The following is a 23,129-nucleotide window of genomic DNA, read 5'->3' as shown; positions in this document are numbered from 1 at the left end:
CGCGCTTGCCACCACTCAATACGGCGTGACGCGGAAGAGTCCCGCGCCATCCACCCGGCTGCCCGAGTAGGGCTTCTCGATGGAGACGAACGAGTTCACCTGGAAGGGCTTCGCGGCGGGATAGCCCTCGCTGTCGAGCACGGACTCGAGGACGTCCTGCTCGCGCAGGTTGAAGAAGAACATGCGATCGGGACTGCCATTGGTCCCCATCCCGAGGCGCAGGCCCATGAAGCGAACCCTTCCAGCGGACGTGGCCTCCAGGACGAACTCGGCCGTCGTGCCATTCAACGCCGGAGCGACGCGGCTCGTCAGGGCCTCGGAAGGCATCCCTCCGAACTGCAGGGTGACGGGGCCCGTGGTCACGTGCAGCCGGCGCACGTATCCATCGCTCGACTTGCTGAGCGTGGAGGTCTCGAAGCTCAGGGTGAAGGGCACCGTCTGACCCGCCAGTGAGTCGAACAGGAGGCCATCCCGAGGATCCGAGGAGGCGGCCTGAACCTGGATGTCGCCCGAGATGGAGCCTCCGCTGTCCACGTGGATGCCCACGTCCGCGCTTCCCTCGCCCTGCAGCTTGAACAGGAAACGCACCTGGGACGTCGCTCCCTTCTCGATGGAGAACGACAAGGGATTGGGAGAGATCAACTCCGCCTGCAGCCGCTGGCCCGGCTCGTTCGCGCGCTCCAGCTGCCACCCGCTATGCAACCGGATGGAATAGGCGCCGATGGCGAGCGGCACGCTCACGGTATCCGCCGACGTGTCCGTGATGAGGATGTTCTGCTGGGGGCCCATGATTTCGAACGCCGCGCCCACCAGCTTGAAAACCCTGCCGTCCGCGCTCGTCGCCGTCAGGGGAAGCTTCAACGTGCCTTCCGTCTCCGGCGTCTGTGTTTCGGTTTCCGTTACTCCACCACAAGCCACTGCCATCAGCGCCAGCACATACGCGCCGAGCTTCCACATCCGCATGGTCTCTACCCCCTCTTGGGTGCTCAAACCTATAGAGGAGGGCTCTGTTCATTGTCAAACAGGACGGAATCTTCCAGCTCCACCGTCCATGTCCCGGTGCGTCACGGCGGGGTGGGCGTCGCGTCGAAGGTCAACTGCTGGCCGGGCTCCAGCCGGAAGCTCTTCTCCCAGCGGCCCTCCCCGGAGGTGACGACGAGCTGGTGCTCTCCCTCCCACGGAGACAGCTTGCGCCCCGCCTTGTGTCCATCCAGCAGGATGACGGCGCCCGGAGGCGCGTTCACCTGCACCGAGCCCCGGCCCAACAGGAAGCGCTCGGTCGTCACGCCCTGGGGGTTCACGGTGAGGGTGCGGGTGGTGCGCACGCCCTTGGCGGGGATGCTCAACTCCAGCGTGTGGGCACCGGGCGGCAGCGGCACCGACAGGGGCGTGTGGCCCAGCGGCTTGCCCCCGAGCGACACCTCCACCTCGGGCAGCACGAAGAGCTGGAGCCGGGTGGTCACCGGAGCGCTCCCGGCCGTGGGCGCCTCCGCGTCCCCGGGCACGGGCGGCGAGGGAAGCGTGCCCGCGGCGAGCACCACGGAGTCCGAGGCCGAGGAAGCCTCGGTGTCCGGCGCGGTGGCCACGGCCGGGACCGTGTCCGAGGGCGCGTCCGGCGCCTGGGCCGTCGCCTCCGGCGGGGGCTCGTCCCGAGGGGGCGGCTGCGCGGAGGGCTCCGCAGTGGCGACAGGGGGGGCCACGGGCGCGGCGGGCGGCACCCGCTCGCCCGAGAGCCACACGAAGACGCCTCCCGCGGCCACGACGGCGAACGCGATGGCCAGCGCGCCGGCGATCAGGGGCAGGTGCGAGCGAGGCTTGCCCGGCGCGGGCGCCGGGGCCTGCTCCTGCTTGGGCGCGGGGGACGGGGGGCGCTGCCGCGGGCGGACGGGAGCGGGCTCCGGCTCCTCGCGGGGCAGGGGCTTGGCCACGCCCGGACGGGCATGCCGGCCGGTGATCTCCAGCACCGAGTCCACGGCGTCCGCGTCCTCGTTCTCGAAGGGCACGTCCACGAAGTCGGTGCTCACGTCGACCGCGATGTCCGGAGCGGCGGGGGGAAGCGGGGCCGCCATGGCGCCCGAGGGCCGCCGCGGCGGGGCCGTGACGGCCAGCATCGCTCCCGAGCTCCCGGGCGAGGCGCGGCGTCCCACTTCCGCCAGCCCCATCTCCAGCATCTGGTGCCGCGTGGCGCGCGCATCGCGGTCCGGCGGGAAGAGCTGGGCGAGGAACTCGGCGAAGACGCTGGCCGGGGGGATGACGCCATCGACGGCGGCCAGCAGGGCCTCGCGGAACTCGAGCGCGTTGGCGTAGCGCTCGTGGACGCGCTTGGCGGTGGCGCGCGTCACCACCGCGGCGAGCTCGCGCGGTACATCGTTGGGCAGGGCGGGCAGTGGCGCGGAGAGCACCGCCTGATCCCCATCCGGCGCGTCGTGGAAGGGCATGTGCCCCGACAGGCACTCGTGCAGCAGCAGGCCCAGGAGGAACACGTCGGTGCTCGGGGTCATCGCTCCCCGGCCGCCGTTGAGCTGCTCGGGGGCGCTGTAGTTGCGGCGGTTGCGCACGCGCCGGCCGGTGCGCTCGCGGGGCGCGACGCTCAGGGCGCCATAGCCCGTCACCTTGCACACGCCATTGAAGGAGACCATCACCGTCTCCGGCCGTACGTCCCCGTGCACCAGCGGCGTGCCATCGTCGTTGCCCGCCAGGTGCGCGTAGTGCAGCCCCATGGCCACGTCCGAGGCGATGAGCGCGGCGAAGGCGGGGGGGATGCGCGGACGCACCTCCAACACCCGGCGCAGGGACTCGCCGTTGGCGAACTCGGTGATGCGCGCCAGGCCGGGCTCGAGCTGGGCCAGGCCATGCACGCGCAGGATGTTGGGGTGCTCGAGCGCCGAGGCGCGCTGGGTCTCGCGCTGGAGCTGCACGGAGAGCTCCGCGTCCCGGGCCACATCGGGCGGTGCCCACACGAGCACCACCGGCCGGGGCGCCCGGCCCTCCTCGAGTGCGAGCCCGAGGAAGGCCCGCGAGCCCTCTCCCGAGAGAAGAGGCCCCAGGGAATGGTAGCGAACCGAATTCATTGGGGCCCCATGCTAGAGGTCCCGGCCCGGGCTTCGCTAGGGCCCCTGTCTAGAAAGGCAGGGTAACGTGGTAGCCGTAACGTCCGCGCCGCACCAGCAGCAACACGCTGCGGCTGCCCCGGGCCGACAGGAGCGCTTCCTGGAAGGCCGCGGGCTCGGCCGTGGGCTGGTTGTTGATGCGCGTGATGAGATCTCCCGGCTCCAGGCCCACCTCGTCCGCCGCCGAGCCGGGACGCACCGACTGCACCGCCATGGCGCCGCGCACCGGCTTCACCCGCAGTCCCAGCCGGTTCCAGCCCAGCGCCTCCACGAGCTGGGGAGGGAACTCCACGGGGGTCACCTGGAGTGTCTTCGCCTCGCCATCGCGGAAGACGACGAGGGGGAAGGCGGCGCGCGCGGGGTAGCCGCGGGCGCGGGTGACGTAGTCCTCGGCGTCGGAGATGCGGGAGCCGCCCATCTCGGCGATCACATCGCCCCGGCGCACGCCCGCCTGCTCGGCGGGGCTGCCCGGCTCCACCTCCCGGGCGACGACGCCGTAGGTGCGATCCCAACCGAGCTGCCGGGCCAGCCGCGGCGACAGCCCCTCCACCTCCAGGCCGACCCAGGCGGGGCGCACCTTTCCGAAGCGGGTGAGCTCCTCCATGATGCGGCGCACCTTGTCCGCGGGGATGGCGAAGCCGATGCCCTGGGCGCTCGCGAAGATGGCGGTGTTGATGCCGATGACGTCGCCGTCCACGTTGAGCAGCGGACCGCCCGAGTTGCCCGGGTTGATGGCCGCGTCCGTCTGGATGAAGTCGTTGTAGGTGCGCCCGTCCGCCTTGAAGGTCCGGCCCGTGGCGCTCACCACGCCCGACGTCACCGTCTTGCTCAGCCCGAAGGGGCTGCCGATGGCCACCACCGTCTCGCCGATCATCAGATCCGCGCTGGTGCCCAGCTTCGCCGCGGGCAGGGGCTGCTTGGAGTTCACCTTGAGCACGGCCAGATCGTTGTTGGCGTCGCTGCCCACCACCTCCGCTTCCAGCTCACGCCCGTCGGCCAGCACCACGTGGATGGCGGAGGCACCCCGGATGACGTGATCATTGGTGATGATGACGCCGCTGGCGTCCACGAGCACCCCGCTGCCCAGCCCCTGGGTGCGCTGGGCCTGCGGTGGCGCGCCGAAGAACTCCTCCATGATGGAGCGCCGTCCACGGAACGGGGACTCCACCTCCTGCTCGGTCCCGATGAAGACAACGGCGGGGGACACCTTCTGCACCACCTCCACCACCTCGTTGCGCCGCCGGGCCAGGTCCGCCCGGGCCTCGCCTCCCACCACCGCCAGCACCGCCAGCATCCCCAGGCCCCTGAGCACTGCTTGGGTCGTCTTCACGTCCTTGGTCTCCTCTGTTGCGCGGACGCCCCGCGGCAGGCGGGCCGCCCGTTGAATGTCGGGAACTCCGCAATGATAGCGGCATTCCCCAAAACGGGCTGGACGGGTGGGGGGGCCGCCTGACTGGATGGGGGATCTATGAGTCTCGTCCTCGTGGTGGACGATGAGCCCGCGGTGCTCGAAGTTCTCAGTCAGGTGGTCGAGGATCTCGGTCACGATGTGATCCAGGCGCGTGATGGCGAGGAGGCCTGGAGCCTCGCGCGCGCGCGCCGGCCCCAGCTGGTGGTGACGGACCACATGATGCCGCGTCTGAGCGGCCTGGATCTGTGCCGACGCATGCGCGGCGACGAGCTGCTGGGCCCGGTGCCCATCATCCTGTTGAGCGCGGTGCTTCCCCACGGAGCGCCCGAGGCCTACGCCTTCCTCCACAAGCCCTTCGAGATCACGGATTTCGAGGGGCTGGTGCGCAAGGCGCTGGCGCACGCGCCCAAGCCCAAGCCGCTGGAGGGCACGTCCGCGGTGGAGCGGTTGGGAGACTGGGTGGCCGAGGGCTTCGCGCGGCCATTGTCCTCGGCGCGCTCCGAGCTGGAGCGGCTGAGCGAGCAGGGCCGGGCGGACGGCGAGGCGCTGCACCGGCTCGGCGAGCACCTGCGGACGCTGGAGGGCCTGACGCGCGACTTCCAGGAGGCGGCGCACCTGGCGGCGCACGCGGTGACGCTGCGGCCGGTGATGGCGGATCTGGGGGCCCGGTTGCGCCAGTCGTTGGAGTCCTCGCGCCAGCGCCTGCCCGGGGTGCGCTTCAGCGAGCAGGTGCCGCGCGAGCCGGTGGAGCTGCGCTTCGATGCGGAGCGCGTGCAGCGCATGCTGGACGCGCTGCTGGAGCAGGCGGGGCGGCATGGGGGCGAGGTGCGGGTGGAGCTGGAGTCCACGCCCTCCATGGTGACGATGCGGGTGAGGGATCAGGGGCCGGAGCTGACGGACGAGGATCGGCAGCGGCTCTTCGAGCCCTTCCGGGCCCAGGGCTCGACGGGAAGACTGGGGCTGTACATCGCCTCGGAGCTGGCGCGGCTGCATGGAGGGGGGCTGTCGGTGGAGTCCACGGGCCGCGAGGGCACGACGTTCTGCGTGGTGCTGCCCCGGGGTTGAGCGGAGGTGGTGGTACGAGCGCCTGCCCCAGGTTCGTGGGGAGAAAGGGTGGGATGACGTTTGCGGGCTGGCGATCTTCCCGAGGAAGTCCGGCGGCTCATCGCCGAGAACATCGACTCCGTGGAGCAATTGGAGATCCTGCTGCTGCTGTTGCAGCACCCGGAGAGGGTCTGGAACGCGGAGTCGGTGGCTCGCGAGCTGCGCATCTCCCCGCTCTCCGCGGGCGAGCGGCTGGAGGACCTGACCTACGACGGGTTCCTGACGCGGGCCGACGGCGGCGAGGCCGGGTACCGTTACGGTCCGGAGAGTGCCGCGCTGGATGCGGCGGTGCGCGGTCTGGCCACGGCGTATCCCACGCGCCGGGTGACCGTCATCAACCTCATCTTCTCCAAACCGGTCGACAAGATTCGAACCTTCGCCGACGCCTTCCGGCTGCGGAAGAAGGGGGATGACAATGGCTGATGCGGTCTTCCTTCTGTGCGCGGTGACGAGTCTGGCCTGCGCGGTGTTGCTGCTGCGGGGCTATGCCCGCAACCGGGTGCGCCTGCTGCTGTGGAGCAGTCTGTGCTTCGTCGGGCTGGCGGTGAACAACGCGCTGCTGGTGCTGGACAAGCTGGTCTTCCCCGGCCGGGATCTGCTGTTGTTTCGCAACCTGTCCGGGTTCCTGGCGCTCGCGCTCCTGGTGTATGGCCTCGTGTGGGATTCCGAATGAACGATTTCCTCTCCGGCATGACCTCGGGTCTGTGCCTCGTCGCGGGGCTGTTCTTCCTCCGCTTCTGGAGGAAGACGGGTGATCGCTTCTTCGGGTTCTTCGCCGCCTCCTTTTGCATGATGGCGTTGCACCGGGTGATGATGATGCTCCTGAGGGGCAGCGAGAACGAGCACGTCCTCGTGGTGTATCTCATCCGGCTGCTCTCCTTCGTGCTCATCCTGGTGGCCATCGCGGACAAGAATTGGGCGAGGCCTCGCGGCAATCGCCGGACGACGAGGTGAGGCGCCCCCGCCGCGCGGGCGGCTCCGCGCGCGAATGATTCAATTCTGACGACGGCAGGCACTCCAGGACAAAGGAGTGTTCGCGGGGCCTGGTGCTATTCATTTCCTTGTACCAGGAGACAACCCATGCCGACACCGCATCGCGCCTTCGTCGTTTTGTCATTGGCCGCCCTTCTGGGGGGTTGTGACTCTGAAGTGCCGTTGGACAATCAGGGGAGGGGCGGCGCGAGCCGGGGAGAGGCTTTGATTCCCGAGCAGCCCGCGCTCGGGGATTCTTGCGCGGACGCCATGGGCCCGGGCACCTACAAGGGCTATACGTGCGGCACCTCGTCCCACTTCATCACCACCGAGAGCATCTCCTGTCAGGATGCGCGCCGCAAATGCATGCGCAAGGCCGAGGCCAATCCCGGGACGAGCTTCTACTGTACGTGGAATGACCGGCTCGTCTACCGCAAGGAGGTGGCCGCCGGGGCCTGCAATCCGCTCGTCTGCCAGATCTCCTCGGGAACCGGCACGTACCAGGGCTACATCTGCGGCTCTCACAACTTCGTCACGACCAACAACATCCCCTGCCAGTACGCGCTGGACAACTGTGCCCTCAACGCCGCGAACAATCCCAGCCGGAGCCTGGTCTGCACGTGGAATGGCATCGAGGTCTTCCGCAGGGAACTGGTCCCAGGCAGTTGCAATGGCCTGCCGTGATCCGCTGCTTCGCACGGGGGCCGATAACGAAGGGCCGAAAGGCTTTCCATCACCGAGGGACTGTCATGATGCGCCGCCTGCTCATCCTTGAAGTGTTTCTGCTGGCCGCCGGTTGTGGGGGGGGCCTGGCGCCTCCCGAGGAAGAAGACCCGGGGCCTGGGACCGTGAAGAACAGCCTGGCGTTCTTCGATTACAGCGCCTCCAACACCCACAGCGCGCAGGACCCCGACAACTCGGCGAGCAGTGAGCTCTCCCTGACCAAGGGGGAGACGATCATGCTGGGGACCTGCGGGTTGACCGACAGCGCGTTCACGGGCGATACCTACCTTCGCCTCTACGGCTCATCGATCCAGGTGGCCGCCAGCGATGACTCCGAAGCCTGTGGATGGGACTCCACGGGCTCCCGAATCGTCTATACGGCCCTGGTCTCGGGGATCTACACGCTCCGGGCGGGATGCTTCGACGTCGGCGCCTGCTCGGGCACGGTCGCGCTCTCTCGCCGCAAGGCGACCTTCACCGCTCCCAGCTTGAGCAACACCCACAACGCGACCGTCAATACCTTCAACAAGCAGTATTACTTCAACGGAGGAGAGGTCATCCGCGTCAGCACCTGTGGCACGACGGCCTTCGGTGCCAGCGCCAGTGGGGACACCCTCCTGCGGCTCTTCCGGCAGAGCAACGGCGGCTACACGGCCGAGGTCGCGAACAACGACAACGCGGGAGCGGCCTGCGCGAGCGCCGCCGAGCTCGTCTATGCCGTGCCCTCCGCCGGGTACTATCAGATCCGGGTGGGCTGCGCCGCCAACACGGCGTGCAGCGCGACCGTCGCGGTCTACATCGAATAGCGCTGGGCCCCATGGGTCCGCCCCGCCGGGGAGGGGGGCGGCCGGATGCACGGCGGAACGCGCGGGCTCTGCCTTCTCAGGAACTCAACCGTAGGGCATCGCGGATCGCCCGTTCGACGGGCGAATAGGCGGCGTCCGGCCGCTCGAGCCGCAGCGGCTGCGTGGGAAGCAGCGGCGGCTGCGCGAGGAACCGCGGTCGCGTCCCGTGATGGGGCTGGGCCGAATGAACGAGGAAGGGATGGCAGAGATAGACGGTTCCCGCCTCCCCGGTGGCCAGCACTTCCGGCAGAGCCTCCGTTTCGGCGAAGCCGTTGGCGGCCAACTCACGCAGGGTGAGACCGGCTTCTCCTGCTGGCGCCAACCTGCGGGCCATCTCCAGATGGGAGCCGACCCGGATCCGCGTAGGCGCATCCTTCTCTCCCACATCGGAGAACAGGAAGAGCATCAGCAGCGCCCGTCCTTTCGACGTGACGTTCGCGCGCCAGGACATGAAGTCGGGATCCTCGGTTCCAAAGCTGACATCGATGTGCCAGCCGGCATCACCGGGGTCCTCGGAGGAGGGGAAGCGGATGGGGAAGGTGCCGAGTGTCGCGCGTGGCGCCCACCGTCCCGGTCCAACCAACTGGTCGAAGGCCCGATGCAGGAGGGGGGTATTGGCGGCCTCGACGAAAGGCGCCTGTCCGTATTGGTTCAGCCGGATGACCGGCCGGGTCCAGGTGGACGGCTCCTCTGGATGGCAGCCCGTGTCCCGCCACAAGATGGCGCGGGCCTCCTCGGCCAGTTGCCGGGCAAAGGCCTCGTCGATCCTGACGAAACCCTCCTCGATGAACCGCTGAACCCGCGCATCGCTCAGCGCCTGTGCGTTCTGATGGAGTGTCATGGAGGGAAGGGTGACGCCCCGCGCGTTCGTCACGCCCAGGCCTTGCGGACCTCGGCGTAGTAGTTGCGGAAGAACGGCACCATCGCCGCGCGGTTGCTGTCGACGATCGCCAGGAGCTCGGGTGGCAGAACGAACTCTTCTTCTCCCAGCTCCGCGTAAAGCGAGTCCAGCATCTGCTTGTAGAAGCGCGGGAAGGCGCGGTGCCAACCGACCTTCGGCAGCCGGATGCCGTGCTCCCAGCCCATGGCCAGGTAGTGCTTGAGCGCCTCCGCGCGCGCCTCCTCCAGCGTGTAGAGGGAGATCGGCTTGCGCTCCGGCGGGAAGTCCTCGTTGATGAGCCCGGGTTGGCCACACAACCGCCGCGCCAGGTGCTGGCCAAGCAGCGGCGACAGGAACAAGCCGTCGCGGTACGTGCCGGTGAGCAACCACAGGCCCTCCAAGGACGTCGGGCCAATCAGTGGGCACGTGTCGACCGTGACGGGCCGGTTGCCCGCCTGCCACCCGACGAGCTGTGCCGCACAGAGATCCTGATCGATCTGTTCGAGCACACACTCGAGCAGGAAGAACATGTCCGCGGGGGTGGTGCGCAGCATCGGCCGCGCCATCAGGATGTTCGTCGCGCCGAAATAGAGCTGGTTGCCCGCGCGGGGCAGGCCGTGGAGGCCGCAGGCGAACGCGCGGTTCGGTGTCCGCACCACGTGCTGGAGCGTCGGCCTCGGCGTTTCGAGCAGCAGGGACGTACCGCCTCCACAGAAGATGCGCGGGATGCGGCGGGCGAGCTCCGGGAGCTCATCGAGCACGGCCTGGGTTCCAACTCCCATGGCGAGCACGACACGGGGCGCCGCGAGTGTGCGCCCGTCCTGGAGCCGGACCCCGGTGATGCGTCCGCCCTGGACATCGAGCGCCTTGAGCGTCCCGTCCACCAGCGACAGCTTCGGGGACTGCTCGAGCACCAGGGTGAGCCCCCTCAACAGGCGGCTGGCGTCCACCGAGCCCTCGCGAGGCAGGAAGAGCGCCCGCTTGGGCCGGCAGTCCTCCGCGGGGTTCAATCCGGGAACCTGGTTCGGGTCGAGCTCCTCACAGGGCTCTGCGCCTTCCTTCACGGCTTGTTGAATCGCGGCGTAGTTCTCGTCCTCGATCGTCCCGGATTTCGCGTTGCTGAACACGATCGTGCCCGGGTTGATGTGCACCTGCTCGGAGGAGGGCAGCTCGCTGTTGAGTTCTTCGAGCCACGCGGGCCAGAGGCGCGCGGCGAGCATTCCCTTGGCCAGTTTTGCGCGGCCCGGGGCCGTGCGCAGCAGTGGCGCCGTCACCTCGCCATAACAACCGAGCATCGCCCCCGCGGCCGCGGACGCCCCTGCGGTTCGCGCCACGGGACCCACCACGGCGATCCTCAGCTGCGGATCCTGTCGAGAGAGTGCACGCGCGGTCGCCAGGCCCAGCGCGCCGTTGCCCGCTACCACGATGTCATAGGTGTTCATTCGCTCGCCGGCCCTCGGCAGGTCAGAAAAGTCAGTCATTCGCCGGCGCTCGCGATGGTGCCCGCCGCGTCCGCTGCTGCTGGACACGGCGGGCGGGCCATCAGGCCGACCAGGAAGTCAGGTCAGGCCTACTTCTTCTTCGTCTCGACGACGTAGGGCGGCCACCACTGGCGCTCCGCGCTCGACCCGCACGTCACGCTCGGCGCCTGCAGCTTCTGCTTGTCGGCCACCAGGTTCTTCACGGTCTCAAGCCACTTCGTTCCATTGCTCATGCGGCTTCTCCTTACTGCCAGGTTGGCTCTACGAGGGTACTGCGTACAAGGGTGTCGAGCCCGGAGCGGAGCTGGCGCCGCGCCTCGTCGTGATCGACGCGACCGCCGACGACCTCGAGGTACGCCCGCTCCATCTCGGGGAACGTGAGCCCATCGCTGAGCTCGAAGATCAGCCACGCGTTCAGATCGAGCCAGTGGATCTTCGGCGACCCTGGCGAGAACACCATCAGGCACTCCCCCTGGGTCGAAGGACGCGCCCGCACGCCGTTGACCTTGCGGTAGGCCGCCCGGGTGGGATCGCCCGCGCTCGTGGCAGGGGCCACCTCGCCAAAGACCTCGCGATCGACAGGCGAGAGCGAATCGCTCAGCCACCGGACGAACTCCCGTCCCTGGGGCGTGAGCAGGTGCGACCAGGCGTTCTGGAGCCGCTCTCCGAGGTAGCGCGCCCGGTCGATCGAGCGCCCGAAGCGGGACGCGTTGTCATTGTTCACCACCGACATCGCATGCGGGCGCACGACGTAGGCCGACGGGTCGCCGAAGCGGTCGATCAGCGCGCGATCCGCCGAGAGCGCGGCCGCCTTGAAGAGCGAGAGGTGCACGTACACGTGGTAGGCGAACACCGTGCGCACGATGGACCAGCGCACGTTGCGCCAGGGCACCTGGATCGTCTCGTTCGGCTCGGCCGCGACCGAGACCGAGCGGGTGGCATCGAAGAGCTTCATGTGGAGCCCCTCGTGCAGGAGGCACCCGGCGATGTCCCAGGGGTTGCCGAGATCCTCGAGCGACAGGAAGATCGTCGAGGGCGTCAGGTCGCCCCCCGCGGCCGACAGGACGGTGCCACCCTCGAGGCGGGCGCTGAGCAGCGCGATGGCCTCGATGTGCGTGAGCGCGGCCGCGCCCGAATGCGGCAGCAGCTGCGAGAGCAGCTCGATGGAGTCCTGGATCTTCCGCTGGGCGGACGCGTCCGGGCTCAGCAGTGTCCCGCCACTCGTGGGGTTCGCCCCGAAGATGCCATCGAACGCCGAGTGGAGCGCCTTGGAGTAGGGGTCTGCCGGCCTGGCCACGTCCCACAACCACTTCGGCACCTCCGAGCCCACGCGCCAGCGCGACGGCATGCGCGACTCGCACAGGCCGAGCGGAAGCGCCTCGAGCGCCCCGGGCAGCATCTCCTCGAGCGGGTGGGGCGACGCCAGACGGCCGGCCTCGAGGTCGGAGAAGGCCCGCTCGAGCATCAGCCGCACGAGGGGATCGAAGAAGATGCGGCGCGCGTCGGCATCACCGAGCGCCTCCACCGCGGCCGCGGCGCGAGCGATCGACGGCAGCCGCTCGGCGAACAGCTCGAGACCAAAGCGATAGCGGGCCAGCACCTTGGCGAGGATCCTCGGCGAGTCCCCGAAAAAGGGGTGGTCCGACAACGCCTTGTCCGACGCGTGCACGGCGTCCGAATGGTTCTTCACGGCGACACCCCTTCCACGGACCGGGTCCCCGTGGAGACCCGCTCGATCATTCCGCTCGACACGAGTCCCTCGAGGGTGGGGGCGAGCTGCGCCCAGGCGTGCTCGGTCCCGAGCCCCAGCGAGGCGGCGTACCCGGAGAGCACCTCGTGCTCGGTCTTGTCCTCGCAGAGCTCGAACGCGAGCCAGGCCGCGAGGTTCAAGGTGACGATCTTCCGCGAGGCCGGATCCAGGGCGAAGAGCACCTGGGTGGAGGGCGAGCGGCGCAGGGAGAGGCCCTGGCCCTGCCGATAGCGAGCGGAGGAGGGCGCCTGGCTGGGGGCCGGCGGCGCCTCGGCGGTGGCCTCGGCGCGGGACACGGGCCGCTCACCGACGAGGGCCGCGAGGGGACGGATCGTGTCCCAGAGCCACGCGACCAGCTCGCGTCCGTACGGCGTCACCCGCGGAGACAGGGGCCCCGAGAGTTGCTCGTGCAGGTACTCGAGCCGCTCCTGTGCCCGGGAGAAGGGGGACGTGGTCTTGTTGTTCACCACCGACATGGCGTGCGCCGGTGCGTCGTAGTCGTGAGGCGCGCCGAACTCGGCGTGGCACGAGGGCCCGAGGTTCTGCACGGCGGCGCGAAACACCTGCATGTGCGCGTACGCGTGGTAGGCGAAGACGCTGTTGGAGAGCGCCGTCTTGCGCCCCCACGGCAGCTCGATGGGTCCGTCCTCCGTCACGATGGCGCCCGTGCGGATCAGATCCGAGAGCTTGAGGTGGATCCCCTCGTGCAGGATGTGGCCGGCGGTGTCCCAGGGGTTGTCCAGCTCATCGGGGTCGATGAAGATCATGCACGGGGTGCCGTCCCCCCCGGAGCCCGTGAGCATCCGGCCCCGCGGACCACGGATGTTCGCGACGGCAATGGAGTGGAGGTGCTGGAAGACGCTGTCGGCTATCCGTGGCACGAGCCGGTAGAGCAGGGCGCATGCGCGCTCGAGCCCCTCGATCATGCGCGGCGTCGGGCGGATGATCTCGACACTGCTCTCGGCGCCCGGCATGAACCCCGTGCGAATGCTCTCGCGCAGCAGGTCGCCCACGTGCGTCGGCTCGTCCGGGAGATCCCACACCCAGGTCCGCCTGGCCGGCCCCACGGCGAAGTCGCGCTTCATCGCCCCGCGCGAGACGCCCATGCTCCGGTCTCGAGCGAGTGACGTGAGCGCCTCGCCAAGAAGCCAGGGCAGCGACTCGCTCGACGCGCCGGCCGGTCCCGTCGTCTCCAGCCGGTTGATCGCTGCCTCCAACTCCGCCCGCACCAGCAGGTCACCGAAGAGAACGTCCGCCGACTCGACGTCCAGCCCCTCGATGCGGCTCGAGAACTCGCGGAGCCGCTCGTCCCGCCGCGCCAGCACCTCCAGGGCGAACTTGTAGCGCTCGATGACGCGCCCCACGATCCTCGACGAGTCTCCGAACTGCTCATGCTGCTGAAGCCGCCCGTCGAGTTGCTGGATCACTTCCCCTGGTTGCACGCTGTTGTCTCCTCGAATCCCGGCCAGCCCAGCATTGCCTCGTGATGTTACTGGGCCAAATGATCCTGCCGCAAGGGTGCCTCGCGAAGACGGAGGCGCGGCATGGTTTCCACGGCCTCCCAGGGCGTGGGCGGGAACCGAGGCGGCGTCAGTAGGTCCGATAGTAGATCAACTGGCCGGCCTCTCCCGGCTTCGCGCCCTCGCTGGGAAGGAAGATGCTGACGGCGATGGCCCTCTGTCCGTTCGGCGCGGTCAAAGCGGTGAAGGAGGGATTGGCGAACGCCGTGCTGCCCTTGTCGGTGCGCATGTTCAGCGGCTCGGCGTTTCCCGTCTGGTGGTCGAAGATGAAGACACGCCAGGAGCCGAAGTCGTTCTTGGTGTACTGCCCTTCGATGAGGCCATAGACATTTTGTTTGTAGTGCAGGGCATCCCTGTCGCCGATGTTGCCCCCGACCCCCCAGTACAACAAGGAGTTGTCCACGTTGTTCTGGGCGCTCGTGCTCCAGGAATTGAAGTTCGTCAACCGTCCGAGTTGCTGCCGGTCCCGGTCGCAGTTCCAGTAGTAATGGCCGCCCACATCAATGGTCGAGTGGTCGACGTCGGGCAGGAATTGCACCGAGTAGAGGTTGGGCGTTCCCTCCGCGCAGGAGGACAGGGTGCGCGACGTGTCGAAGCTGCGCGAGGCCACGCCGTTGAGCAGGTCACCGCGGTTCGCGTAGTAGCGGAACGCGATGTGATTGTTCGGCTCCTGCTCCCAGGCAAGCACGTAGGAGCCATTGGGCATGGCCCGGATGTCGGGCTGGGAGGCGTTCGTGCCAAGCTCCCGGAGAAAGGTCCAGTTGATGAGATCGCTGGAGGCGGCCACGCTGACGCGCGGGCTTCCATTGATATAGGTATGGTAGACGGCCAGGTAGCCACCGGCGGGATCCTTGATGAGCTTGGCGGTGTCCATGGAACGGCCCGCGCTGTCCGTCGCTCCGTATCGGCGCGCATTCGCCTGGGTGACGTTCTCGACGAGGACGCGCAACTCGCCCCGTTGCGCGTCCGACGGCGCCGCGACCACTCCCGTGGCGGAACCTACGCTTGCCAGGAATGAAATGCCGAAGAGAAGAGTCCGCGCTCGCCGATGAACAGTCAATGACATGAAGACCTCGCTGATGACATGAAATACTTGTCAGAGAAACTCCATCCTCACCATCTCCCACGATTTTGTCGTTGAGAAGTTATATTGTCAAACTGAATTTATACCCTGATACGGTTGTTGGTTTCTTGTTATTTGAGAGTTGTATTCCGCCGGCCCGATGGGTCGAGGTACCAGTCGAGGGCATCGAACGGCGCCGTGCTTTTGGTTTCGTGGAGTTCCCGAAACACGACGAGCCTTTGGTTGCTATCGATCAGCGCGCGAATCGTTGGCCACTTGCAGCGCCGCGGTCCCCAGCCCACGAGGGCCAGGCGTGCCCGGGTGCCGGGGCGTCCGGCGGGGTGGGGGGCTCGGGAGCGGGACTCACGGGGCCCTCCGCGCGGGCGGTGCCCGTCCCCGGGTAGGAGGGTGGATACTACACGGAGGGTAGGGGGACGGGCACGGCCACGCGCGGCACGAGGGTCTCCTCACGGGGCACGGGGAGGTACTCCTCCTGACACCTCGCGTCGAACGCAATGGAACGGGTCGACAAACCCGAGGGCGATCGACAAAGTGCGACGGTCGCCGACTCGGGGCCCACGATCCGCGTGCGCACCGCGTCCGATGACCACCGTGCGAAAGAAGGAAGGAAACATGGCGAACATCAAGGATCCGGAAAACACCATCATCATGGAGACGACCAAGGGAAAGGTCGTCATCGAGCTGCGCCCCGATCTCGCTCCGAACCACGTGGCCCGCATCAAGGAACTGACGCGCGAGGGCGCCTATGACGGCGTCGTCTTCCACCGCGTGATCTCCGGATTCATGGCCCAGACGGGTGACGTCAAGTTCGGCAAGTCCACGGGCCCCGAATTCAACCCGGGCCGCGCCGGCATGGGCGGCTCCTCCAAGCCGGACCTGAAGGCCGAGTTCAGCAGCGCCAACCACGGCCGCGGTGCGTGCTCGATGGCGCGCGCGCAGAACCCCAACTCCGCCAACTCGCAGTTCTTCATCGTCTTCGACGACGCGTCCTTCCTGGACCGTCAGTACACCGTCTGGGGACAGGTGATCGAGGGCATGGAGAACGTCGACAAGATCAAGCGCGGCGAGCCCGTCGTGGATCCCGACAAGATCGTCTCCATGAAGGTCGCGGCGGACGTCAAGGGCTGAGCGGCGCCACCGCCGTCCAGACGCGGCGGGTGCCGGCGTTCTCCCGGCTCCGCCGCGCGGAGGCGTGCCCCGGTAGCCCCGGGCCACGCCTCGATTCATCGGCTGCTCTTCGGCCAGGCGCGTCCCTGGACACCGTTCCCCCAGCGTCGAGGGCGACACAGGTTTCCCGTGTGTTCTCTCCCCAAGAAGGGAGTGCACCCGGGAGGATTCCATTTCTGCCAGGAACTGGCTGGAAATCGACGTCGAGCGGAGTGGTGCCGGGCTGAGGGCCCGGGGGCTGGGCTCTCGCCAGGAGCAGCCCGGGATGCACCTGCTTGGCCCCGGCTTCGATGTGGACGCGCTGCATGCGCTCGCCAGGCGCCTGAAGACGGCGGCCGAGAGAGGCTTGCCGCTCGAGCCCGAGCTCGCACGGCAGGTCCAGGCGCTCCACCGGGCCCTCCTCCAGGGAGAGCTCCAGGCGGTGCTCGCACGTCTGCGCGAGGCCTCCGGTGGAGGGCCCGTCCTGCTGCGGCTCATGCTCCAGGATACGGACCTCCAGGGCTTCCCCTGGGAGGCCCTCTGTGAGCCCGGGAGGGACTTCGAGTTCCTGGGGAACTCGGCGAGCCTCCTGCCGGTGCGAGGCGTGCGCTCGCCCGAGCCCTGGCAGCCGCGCGAGGTGCGGGGCGCGGTGCGGCTGCTCGCCCTCGCGCCGCTGCACCCCCAGTCCCTCTCCCGGTTGCAGGGGACGCTTCACGAGAGTCTCGCCTCGGGTGAGGTCGAGTGGCTCGAGCCCCTCACGGGTCCGAGGTCCCGCGAGGCCGCCCTCTTCGAGCGCCTGAGGCGCCAGCCCGAGCCCCACATCCTCCACTTCATCGGACATGGGGGGGTGCACGAGGGCAGGCCCGTTCTGCGGCTGGCGGACGAGGAGGACGAGGAGCGCTGGGTGCCCGTGGAGCTGCTGGCGCAGCAGCTCCATGGAGCGTGGGGCCAGGGCCCCCTGCGGCTCATCGTCCTGGAGGCCTGTGAGGGAGCGAGCCCCGGCGCCCTGGCGAGCGCGGCGGAGCTGCTGGCGCGCACCGCGGCGGATGCCGTCGTCGCCTACCTCTGGCCGGTGAGGATGGACGTGGCCCTTCGCTGCTCGCGTGCGTTCTACCGCGCGCTCACGAGTGCGGCCCGGGAGGAGGGTGACGTGGCGCTCAGCCTCAACGAGGCCCGGCGCAGCGTCCTCGCGGAGCTGGAGGGCAGTGCCGAGGCGTTCTCCCCCGTGCTGTACCTGCGCGGACGCGATCCGGTGCTGTTCGATTTCAAGACGCGCAAGGTCTCGCCTCCACCCCTCGTGGCCGCACGGACGGAGGCGTCCCCCCCGCCTCCCGCCCTGGGGCGGCTGCTGGAGCAACCCTTCACGCTGCTGTTGGGAAACCGCTGGGAGGAGGAGGCACCCGACTTCCGGGGTCTGCGCGAGCGGCTTCAGGGCGAGCTCACCCAGAAGGAGCTCCCCGTGCCACGCGAATCGCCACTGAGCACCCTGGCGCAGCACTTCGCATTGCGCATCGGGCAGGAGGAACTCGACTACGAGTTCCAGGAGGTGTTCGGCCAGGCGGATTTCATGCCCCCCCTGGTGCGGCTGTTGGCGCGGCGTCTCGGGACCGGGGTGCACATCACCCTGCTGCGCCTGCCCCTGCTGGAGCAGGCCATCGCCGAGCTGCATCCACGGCTCACGCTCTACGTCCTCCAACCCTCCTCGAACGCGGACGGCCACGCCGTGATGATGCGGCGCGAGGCGGGCGGCGTCCGCTGGGAGCGGTTGCGCAAGGTGCCGAGCGAATTGGATACCGAGCGGGACGTGGTGGTGCTCCGGCTCTGCTCCGGCTACCTGCCAGCCCACCTCTTCAGCCATCCATTGATCACCGAGGATGATTACCTGCTGGGCGTCCGTGGCCTGTCGAGCCTGCTGCCCTTCGAGCTCGTCGAGCCCATCCAGAGCGCCCTGAGCCTGCGTCCGCTCCTGCTCACCGGGATGTCCATGTTGGACTGGAGCCACCGGATGCTGCTCTACCAGCTCTTCGGCAGGCGCACGCTGATGCGTGGCAGCATGGCCGTCCTCGATCCCAGGAGCCACGAGCAGGAGCTGTGGGAGGAGGGCAGGGGACTGCCTGGACGGACCGGGGTGAGGGCGCTCGAATCGACGGACGTGGAATTGGAGGACTGGCTCGAGGCGCTGGCGGCCGGGGGGCACGGATGAGTGGCTCCGCCAATCCCTTTCTGGGACCCCAGCCCTACCGCGCGAGCGAACGAGACCGCTTCTTCGGCCGCGAGGAGTCCACGCGCAGGCTGGTGCAAGGCATCCTCTCCTGGCCCTGCTTCCTGCTCTTCGGTCCCTCGGGCGCGGGCAAGTCCTCGTTGATGCGGGCCGGAGTGATTCCCCTGCTGGAGGAGAAGCATGAGTTCCGCGTGGTCCGCGTCGAGGGCTGGCTGGCCAGCCACGCGCCCCTCGAGTGGCTCGTCCAGGCGATGTTCGCGGACCTGCGCCTCGGTGCGCCGCCCGCGGGGATGCGCCCGGACGAGGCGCTCGAGGAAGCGGTGCGGCTGGCGGAGCGGCGCTCGGACCGGCCGGTGTTGCTCTACCTGGATCAGCTCGAGCAACTCCTCCTTCCCGGGCGAGACCCGGAGCAGACGGACGCGTTGCTCGAGGGCCTGGTGCGTCTGGTCCGCAGCCCCTTCCGGGGACTTCAGCTCGTGCTGCTGCTGCGCGAGGACTACCTGGGGCGTTTCCGGGAGCGGTTGCGCGGCGCGGCGGAGTTGTTGGAGCACGGCAGCCGGCTCGGCCCGCTCACGGTGCGCGAAATGGCGGAGGTGGCGCGCCGGCTGGCGGCCTCCGGCACCCCGGCGCAGCACTGGCCCCCGCGCGAGCTGCTGGAGCTGATGCTTCAGGTCCGGGTGCCGGGACAGGACGCCACGGAGGAGGCGGAGGTGCAGGCCGCCTTCGCGCAGATCGTCTGCCGCGCCCTCTGGGAAGAGCGCGCCGCTGGGACGGAGGTGCCGGGGCCGGTGGCGGCCGAGCCCATCCTGCACCGCTACCTGGATGCGACGTTGGAAGGGCTGGGGCCGCTGGCGGGGGATGCCCGGCGGCTGCTGGAGGAGCACCTGGTGGCCAGCGACGGCAGCCGGGCGTTGCTGACGGAGCGGCAGGCCCAGGCCGCGCTCCCGCCGGGACAGGCCGAGCGGGTGCTGACCACCTTGGAGAGCACCGCGGTGCTGCTGGCCGGAGAGCACCACGGCAGCCGCTACTTCGAGCTCGGCCACGACTGGCTGGCGAGGAAGGTCTTCGAGCTGCGGCGGGAGCGGCTGCGGGACGAGGAGTCACGGCGGGAGCTCGAGCGGGAGCGGGCCCGCTGGCGGCGGTTGCGGCGCATCTCCGTGGTGGCACTGGTGGTGGCCGAGGTGATGGGGGGCCTGTTGCTGTGGGCGCTGGCGCAGACGGAGCGGGCCCGCAACCAGTCCTTGATGTCGGGGTCGCGGGAGTTGCTCGAGCGCGACCAGTCCGCGATGGCGATGAAGCTGCTGCTCGAAGTTCGCCGGCCGGAGCGGGTCTGGGGGTGGGCATCCCTCGCGCACGGAGCCCTGGCGAGTAGCACTCCCGAGGTGACGTTCCGCGCCCCGGGAGTGGTCTACGCGGCCCGTTTCAGCCCGGATGGCCAGCACGTCGTCATCGCCAGCGCGAAGGGGACGGCGCAGATATGGCGGACGGATGGCACGGGCCAACCCGTGGAGTTGAAGGGACGAGAGGGGTATTTCACCTCCGCGGCCTTCTCTCCGGATGGCCGGTTCGTCGTCACCGCCTTGTCGGACGGCACGGTGCTGGTGTGGCGAGTGGACGGGATGGGTCAGCCCGTGGAGTTGAAGGGACACACCAAGCCGATCATGAGCGCCACCTTCAGCCCGGATGGGCGGTTCGTGGTCACCGCGTCCTTCGACAGGACGGCGCGCGTATGGCGGGCGGATGGAGCGGGCCAACCCGTGGTGCTGAAGCACGCGGCACAGGTGTACTCCGCCGCCTTCAGTCCGGACGGGCGGCGCGTCGTCACCGCCTCGTGGGATGGCACGGCGCGCGTGTGGAGGGCGGATGGAATGGGCGAGCCCCTGGTTCTGCGGGGACACGCGGGACAGGTCCTCTCCGCCGCCTTCAGCCCGGACGGCCAGCACATCGCCACCACTTCCTGGGATGGGACGGCACGCGTGTGGCGAGCGGACGGCACGGGTCAGCCCGTGGTGCTCAGGGGGCACGTGAGAGCAGTCATGTCCGCCGCCTTCAGTCCGGACGGGCGGCGCATCGTCACCGCCTCGTGGGACGGCACGGCGCGCGTGTGGCGGGCGGATGGAGCGGGCGAGCCCGTGGTGCTCAAGGGGCATAGGGCGCGGGTCGCTTCCGCCGTCTTCAGCCCGGATGGACGGTTCATCGCCACCGCTTCCTGGGACGGCACGGCGCGCGTGTGGCGGGCGGATGGAACGGGCCAGCCCGTGGAGTTGCAGGGGCACAAGGGGGTGGTCACATCCGTCCTCTTCAGTCCGGATGGGCAGCGCGTCGTCACCGCCTCGTTTGACGGCACGGCGCGCGTATGGCGAGCCGAGGGCTCGACGGAGCCCAGGGTGCTTCGTGGGCATGTGGATTCGGTCTCCTCCGCCGCCTTCAGCCCGGACGGCCAGCGCATCGTCACCGCTTCCTGGGACGGCACGGCGCGCGTGTGGCGGGCGGATGGGACGGGCGAGCCCCTCGTATTGCGAGGACCCAAGGTGCAGGTGCAAGCCGCCGCCTTCAGCCCGGACGGCCAGCTCATCGTCACCGCTTCCTGGGATGGGGCAGCCCGTGTGTGGCGGGCGGATGGAACGGGCGAGCCCCTCGTGCTGCGGGGGCACGAGGGACAGGTCCTCTCCGCCGCCTTCAGCCCGGACGGCCAGCACCTCGTCACGGCGGGCAGCGATGGGACAGTGCGGGTGTGGCGGGCGGATGGAACGGGCGAGCCCCTGGTGTTGCGAGGACATGTGGGACAGGTCCTCTCCGCCGCCTTCAGCCCGGACGGTCAGCGTGTCATTACCTCGGGAGAGGACGGGACGGCTCGGGTGTGGCGGGCGGATGGGACGGGCGAGCCCCTGGTGCTCATGGGGCAAGGGGGCGCGGTCATGTCAGCCACCTTCAGCCCGGACGGCCAGCGCATCGTCACCTCGGGAGAGGATGGAACGGCGCGGGTGTGGCGAGCAGATGGGACGGGCGAACCTCTCGTTCTGCGGGGGCACCAAGGACCGATCCGGTCCGCCGCCTTCAGCCCGGACGGCCAACACCTCGCCACCTCGGGAGAGGATGGGACGCGGGTGTGGCGGGCGGACGGATGGGGCGAGCCCCTCCTCCTGCAGGGACACACCGGGCCGGTCCTATCCGTGGCCTTCAGCCCGGATGGCCGGCAACTCATCACGGCCGGCAGTGACTGGACAGCGAAGCTCTGGACCCTCCTGTCGATTCCGCAACTCCAGCAACGTCTGCGTCAGGACAACAAGGACTGCCTGCCGCCGGACCTGCGCGAGACCTACCTCAATGAGCGCGAAGCGCGGGCCCAAAGGCGTTTCGCCGACTGCGAGCGCTCCCAGGGCCGTACTGCTTCCTGAACGCGCCGAAAGCCTCCTGCCTATTTCGTGGCTCGCCGGAGCTGGAGCCGGACCGCCGGATCTCCCAGCAGGAGATAGCCTCGCAAGTCATTGCGGAGCATCCAGAGATAGCCGAGCCGCTTGGGATCGGTGGGATCCGGCCGCTCCTCCTCGAGCGCCTCCTGCCGCTCCTGGTAGACGGACATCAGGCTGTCATTCACGTCCCGGAAGGAGCGCATCAGCGCATCGAGCGCGACCCCCACCCGGCTGCCCTTCGCCAGGACCTCGAGCGCCGAGAGGATGCGAGACGCGCGGCTCTCGGCGAGGTTGACCGGGTTGGCGAAGCCGAAGTTCCAGGCCAGATCACTGTGCCCCACGAAGGCCAGGGGACCGAGCGGATTGGCCAGCAGGGCCTGGGGAAGCGCGGCGAGGAAGGGAGGCTCCCCGGGCCGGGGCAGGCTGTCGAGCACGGCCTCGGGGCGGCCCGGGAAGAGCTTCTGCTTCGCCAGCATCGACAGCCAGGCGTGGAAGGTGCTCTTGCGCGGAGTGGCCGCCCCGAAGCACGCCACGCAGAACCACACGCCTCCGGGGAGGAACGACGATTGCCGGACCGTGTCCGCGGTGAGCTCCAGCTCGGGCGTCAGACAGAGTGCGCCCTGCCGCGCCCGCTGCTGCTCGGCGGAGGCCCAGCCGCCACTCGGCGCCCCCAGCCCATGGGACACCGAGAGCAACACCCCCGAGCGCACCGCCCCCGCCACGCGTGGCAGCGCCTCTGGCTCTTCGCCGCGGAGGACCTCGAGCCGCCTCGCGAGCTGCTTGGGGAGCCATCGCGCCTCCACCATCTTCCGGCAGGGCTCCATCAGGAGCTGGTGGCCCTGCACGGTGGCCTTCGAGCCATCCGCGGCCGTGTAGAGCAAGACGTCGGCGGCCTCGGCCTGCTCGGAGGCGTGCTCGTGGGCCAGCACCTTGTCCACATAGGCGCGATGGCTGGCGAGCTCCGGTGCTCCCTCCGGCGTCGCGAAGTGCAACCGTCCCACGAAGGCGCCCTGGGCCAGCACGTGCTGGAGTTCGAAGGAGACCTGCTCCGGACTCCCGAGCACCAGCAGGTATCTGGGCCGCTCCTCCGAGGGGACGCGCTCGTCCCGATACACCCGTTCCCTCCAGGCGACTGCCTGGACCGCGTCCATGTCCGGCGGCACCCGGTAGAGCTTCACCTCCGCGTCCTGCTGCCGCGCCCGGTACTCCACCAGCGGGGCAATGGCTCGCAGCAATTGGTCACCCTCGCCCCCTTCGGGCGCGATCACGCCCCAGCGCTGCTCGGGCAGTGCGTTGGGGTCCGCGTCGGGTCTGTCGAGCAGGGGGACCTCCGCCCGCCGTGGCAACCGCTCGGGCCGGGGGGCGCCCTCGACGGACGCCGGATCCAGCCCGGAGGGCAGACTCGGCTGATGATCATCGGCCCTGGCGAGCAGGAGCTCGAGTGTTTCCTGGAGTGGTTCCGACACGGT

At 69.2% G+C, this 23,129-nt stretch carries 19 protein-coding genes; 9 read left to right on the top strand and 10 right to left on the bottom strand.

The genetic code is table 11. The features are described from left to right. Nucleotides 1-15 precede the first annotated feature (15 nt). The 3 genes from F0U63_RS28520 to F0U63_RS28510 form a co-directional block, all read right to left on the bottom strand. Nucleotides 16-963 (bottom strand): hypothetical protein, encoded by a 948-nt coding sequence (locus F0U63_RS28520; protein ID WP_395834444.1) that lies wholly within the window; start codon nt 961-963, stop codon nt 16-18. A gap of 101 nt (nt 964-1,064) precedes the next feature. Beyond that, the gene (locus F0U63_RS28515) at nt 1,065-3,071 is read right to left on the bottom strand and encodes a serine/threonine protein kinase (protein ID WP_395834442.1); all 2,007 of its coding nucleotides are present in this window, start codon (nt 3,069-3,071) and stop codon (nt 1,065-1,067) included. Nucleotides 3,072-3,120: 49 nt separating this feature from the next. After that, nucleotides 3,121-4,404, bottom strand: coding sequence for a trypsin-like peptidase domain-containing protein (locus F0U63_RS28510; RefSeq protein ID WP_395848437.1), 1,284 nt, complete (start codon nt 4,402-4,404; stop codon nt 3,121-3,123). A 174-nt stretch (nt 4,405-4,578) separates the two neighbouring features. Between F0U63_RS28510 and F0U63_RS28505 the strand changes: the two genes are divergently transcribed. The 6 genes from F0U63_RS28505 (at nt 4,579) to F0U63_RS28480 (ending at nt 8,126) form a co-directional block, all read left to right on the top strand. Further along, nucleotides 4,579-5,586, top strand: coding sequence for an ATP-binding protein (locus F0U63_RS28505; RefSeq protein WP_395834440.1), 1,008 nt, complete (start codon nt 4,579-4,581; stop codon nt 5,584-5,586). Between the two features lie 60 nt (nt 5,587-5,646). Continuing rightward, complete coding sequence (locus F0U63_RS28500; RefSeq protein ID WP_395834438.1) at nt 5,647-6,048, top strand: hypothetical protein; 402 nt, start codon at nt 5,647-5,649, stop codon at nt 6,046-6,048. After that, nucleotides 6,041-6,298, top strand: a complete 258-nt coding sequence (locus tag F0U63_RS28495) for a DUF5985 family protein (protein WP_395834436.1) — start codon at nt 6,041-6,043, stop codon at nt 6,296-6,298. Before F0U63_RS28500 ends, F0U63_RS28495 begins: the two co-directional genes overlap by 8 nt. Beyond that, nucleotides 6,295-6,579, top strand: a complete 285-nt coding sequence (locus tag F0U63_RS28490; protein ID WP_395834434.1) for a DUF5985 family protein — start codon at nt 6,295-6,297, stop codon at nt 6,577-6,579. The genes F0U63_RS28495 and F0U63_RS28490 overlap by 4 nt, the downstream gene beginning before the upstream one ends. Before the next feature lie 243 nt (nt 6,580-6,822). After that, entirely contained in the window at nt 6,823-7,281 is a 459-nt protein-coding gene (locus F0U63_RS28485; RefSeq protein WP_395834432.1) for a hypothetical protein, read from the top strand. A gap of 65 nt (nt 7,282-7,346) precedes the next feature. Then, nucleotides 7,347-8,126 (top strand): hypothetical protein, encoded by a 780-nt coding sequence (locus F0U63_RS28480; protein ID WP_395834430.1) that lies wholly within the window; start codon nt 7,347-7,349, stop codon nt 8,124-8,126. 76 nt (nt 8,127-8,202) lie between these two features. Here the strand turns inward: F0U63_RS28480 and F0U63_RS28475 are convergent, their stop codons facing one another. The 6 genes from F0U63_RS28475 to F0U63_RS28450 all read right to left on the bottom strand — a co-directional run bounded on the left by F0U63_RS28475 (nt 8,203) and on the right by F0U63_RS28450 (nt 14,781). Then, complete coding sequence (locus F0U63_RS28475; protein WP_395834428.1) at nt 8,203-9,039, bottom strand: phytanoyl-CoA dioxygenase family protein; 837 nt, start codon at nt 9,037-9,039, stop codon at nt 8,203-8,205. Beyond that, nucleotides 9,036-10,526, bottom strand: a complete 1,491-nt coding sequence (locus F0U63_RS28470) for an NAD(P)/FAD-dependent oxidoreductase (protein ID WP_395834426.1) — start codon at nt 10,524-10,526, stop codon at nt 9,036-9,038. The genes F0U63_RS28475 and F0U63_RS28470 overlap by 4 nt, the downstream gene beginning before the upstream one ends. Before the next feature lie 89 nt (nt 10,527-10,615). Then, nucleotides 10,616-10,759 carry a hypothetical protein gene (locus F0U63_RS28465; protein ID WP_395834424.1) on the bottom strand — a complete coding sequence of 48 codons (144 nt, stop codon included), beginning with the start codon at nt 10,757-10,759 and terminating at the stop codon, nt 10,616-10,618. An 11-nt stretch (nt 10,760-10,770) separates the two neighbouring features. Continuing rightward, nucleotides 10,771-12,216, bottom strand: coding sequence for an aKG-HExxH-type peptide beta-hydroxylase (locus F0U63_RS28460; protein ID WP_395834422.1), 1,446 nt, complete (start codon nt 12,214-12,216; stop codon nt 10,771-10,773). Continuing rightward, nucleotides 12,213-13,718: an aKG-HExxH-type peptide beta-hydroxylase gene (locus F0U63_RS28455; protein WP_395834420.1), complete on the bottom strand. Its 1,506-nt coding sequence runs from the start codon at nt 13,716-13,718 to the stop codon at nt 12,213-12,215. The genes F0U63_RS28460 and F0U63_RS28455 overlap by 4 nt, the downstream gene beginning before the upstream one ends. Nucleotides 13,719-13,866: 148 nt before the next feature. Then, entirely contained in the window at nt 13,867-14,781 is a 915-nt protein-coding gene (locus F0U63_RS28450) for a hypothetical protein (protein WP_395834418.1), read from the bottom strand. Between the two features lie 711 nt (nt 14,782-15,492). Between F0U63_RS28450 and F0U63_RS28445 the strand changes: the two genes are divergently transcribed. From F0U63_RS28445 to F0U63_RS28435, 3 genes are all read left to right on the top strand, one after another. Continuing rightward, nucleotides 15,493-16,008 (top strand): peptidylprolyl isomerase, encoded by a 516-nt coding sequence (locus F0U63_RS28445; RefSeq protein WP_395834416.1) that lies wholly within the window; start codon nt 15,493-15,495, stop codon nt 16,006-16,008. A gap of 304 nt (nt 16,009-16,312) precedes the next feature. Then, nucleotides 16,313-18,229, top strand: coding sequence for a CHAT domain-containing protein (locus tag F0U63_RS28440; protein WP_395834414.1), 1,917 nt, complete (start codon nt 16,313-16,315; stop codon nt 18,227-18,229). Further along, nucleotides 18,226-21,645, top strand: a complete 3,420-nt coding sequence (locus F0U63_RS28435) for a hypothetical protein (protein ID WP_395834412.1) — start codon at nt 18,226-18,228, stop codon at nt 21,643-21,645. Before F0U63_RS28440 ends, F0U63_RS28435 begins: the two co-directional genes overlap by 4 nt. A 20-nt stretch (nt 21,646-21,665) precedes the next feature. Here F0U63_RS28435 and F0U63_RS28430 read toward each other — a convergent pair whose 3' ends face one another. Continuing rightward, nucleotides 21,666-23,126 carry a hypothetical protein gene (locus F0U63_RS28430; protein ID WP_395834410.1) on the bottom strand — a complete coding sequence of 487 codons (1,461 nt, stop codon included), beginning with the start codon at nt 23,124-23,126 and terminating at the stop codon, nt 21,666-21,668. Nucleotides 23,127-23,129: the final 3 nt, after the last annotated feature.

It is taken from the genome of Cystobacter fuscus, from assembly GCF_044360685.1.
Classification (GTDB): domain Bacteria; phylum Myxococcota; class Myxococcia; order Myxococcales; family Myxococcaceae; genus Cystobacter; species Cystobacter fuscus_C.
This window is presented reverse-complemented; position numbering and strand designations above follow the sequence as displayed.

Excerpts from the sequence above, each read along its gene's own strand:
- F0U63_RS28465 (WP_395834424.1), bottom strand. The coding sequence starts at position 10,759 with ATGAGCAATGGAACGAAGTGGCTTGAGACCGTGAAGAACCTGGTGGCC.
- F0U63_RS28435 (WP_395834412.1), top strand. The coding sequence starts at position 18,226 with ATGAGTGGCTCCGCCAATCCCTTTCTGGGACCCCAGCCCTACCGCGCG.
- F0U63_RS28445 (WP_395834416.1), top strand. The coding sequence starts at position 15,493 with ATGGCGAACATCAAGGATCCGGAAAACACCATCATCATGGAGACGACC.
- F0U63_RS28490 (WP_395834434.1), top strand. The coding sequence starts at position 6,295 with ATGAACGATTTCCTCTCCGGCATGACCTCGGGTCTGTGCCTCGTCGCG.
- F0U63_RS28515 (WP_395834442.1), bottom strand. The coding sequence starts at position 3,071 with ATGAATTCGGTTCGCTACCATTCCCTGGGGCCTCTTCTCTCGGGAGAG.
- F0U63_RS28505 (WP_395834440.1), top strand. The coding sequence starts at position 4,579 with ATGAGTCTCGTCCTCGTGGTGGACGATGAGCCCGCGGTGCTCGAAGTT.
- F0U63_RS28470 (WP_395834426.1), bottom strand. The coding sequence starts at position 10,526 with ATGACTGACTTTTCTGACCTGCCGAGGGCCGGCGAGCGAATGAACACC.
- F0U63_RS28510 (WP_395848437.1), bottom strand. The coding sequence starts at position 4,404 with ATGCTGGCGGTGCTGGCGGTGGTGGGAGGCGAGGCCCGGGCGGACCTG.
- F0U63_RS28495 (WP_395834436.1), top strand. The coding sequence starts at position 6,041 with ATGGCTGATGCGGTCTTCCTTCTGTGCGCGGTGACGAGTCTGGCCTGC.
- F0U63_RS28520 (WP_395834444.1), bottom strand. The coding sequence starts at position 963 with ATGCGGATGTGGAAGCTCGGCGCGTATGTGCTGGCGCTGATGGCAGTG.
- F0U63_RS28480 (WP_395834430.1), top strand. The coding sequence starts at position 7,347 with ATGATGCGCCGCCTGCTCATCCTTGAAGTGTTTCTGCTGGCCGCCGGT.
- F0U63_RS28440 (WP_395834414.1), top strand. The coding sequence starts at position 16,313 with ATGCACCTGCTTGGCCCCGGCTTCGATGTGGACGCGCTGCATGCGCTC.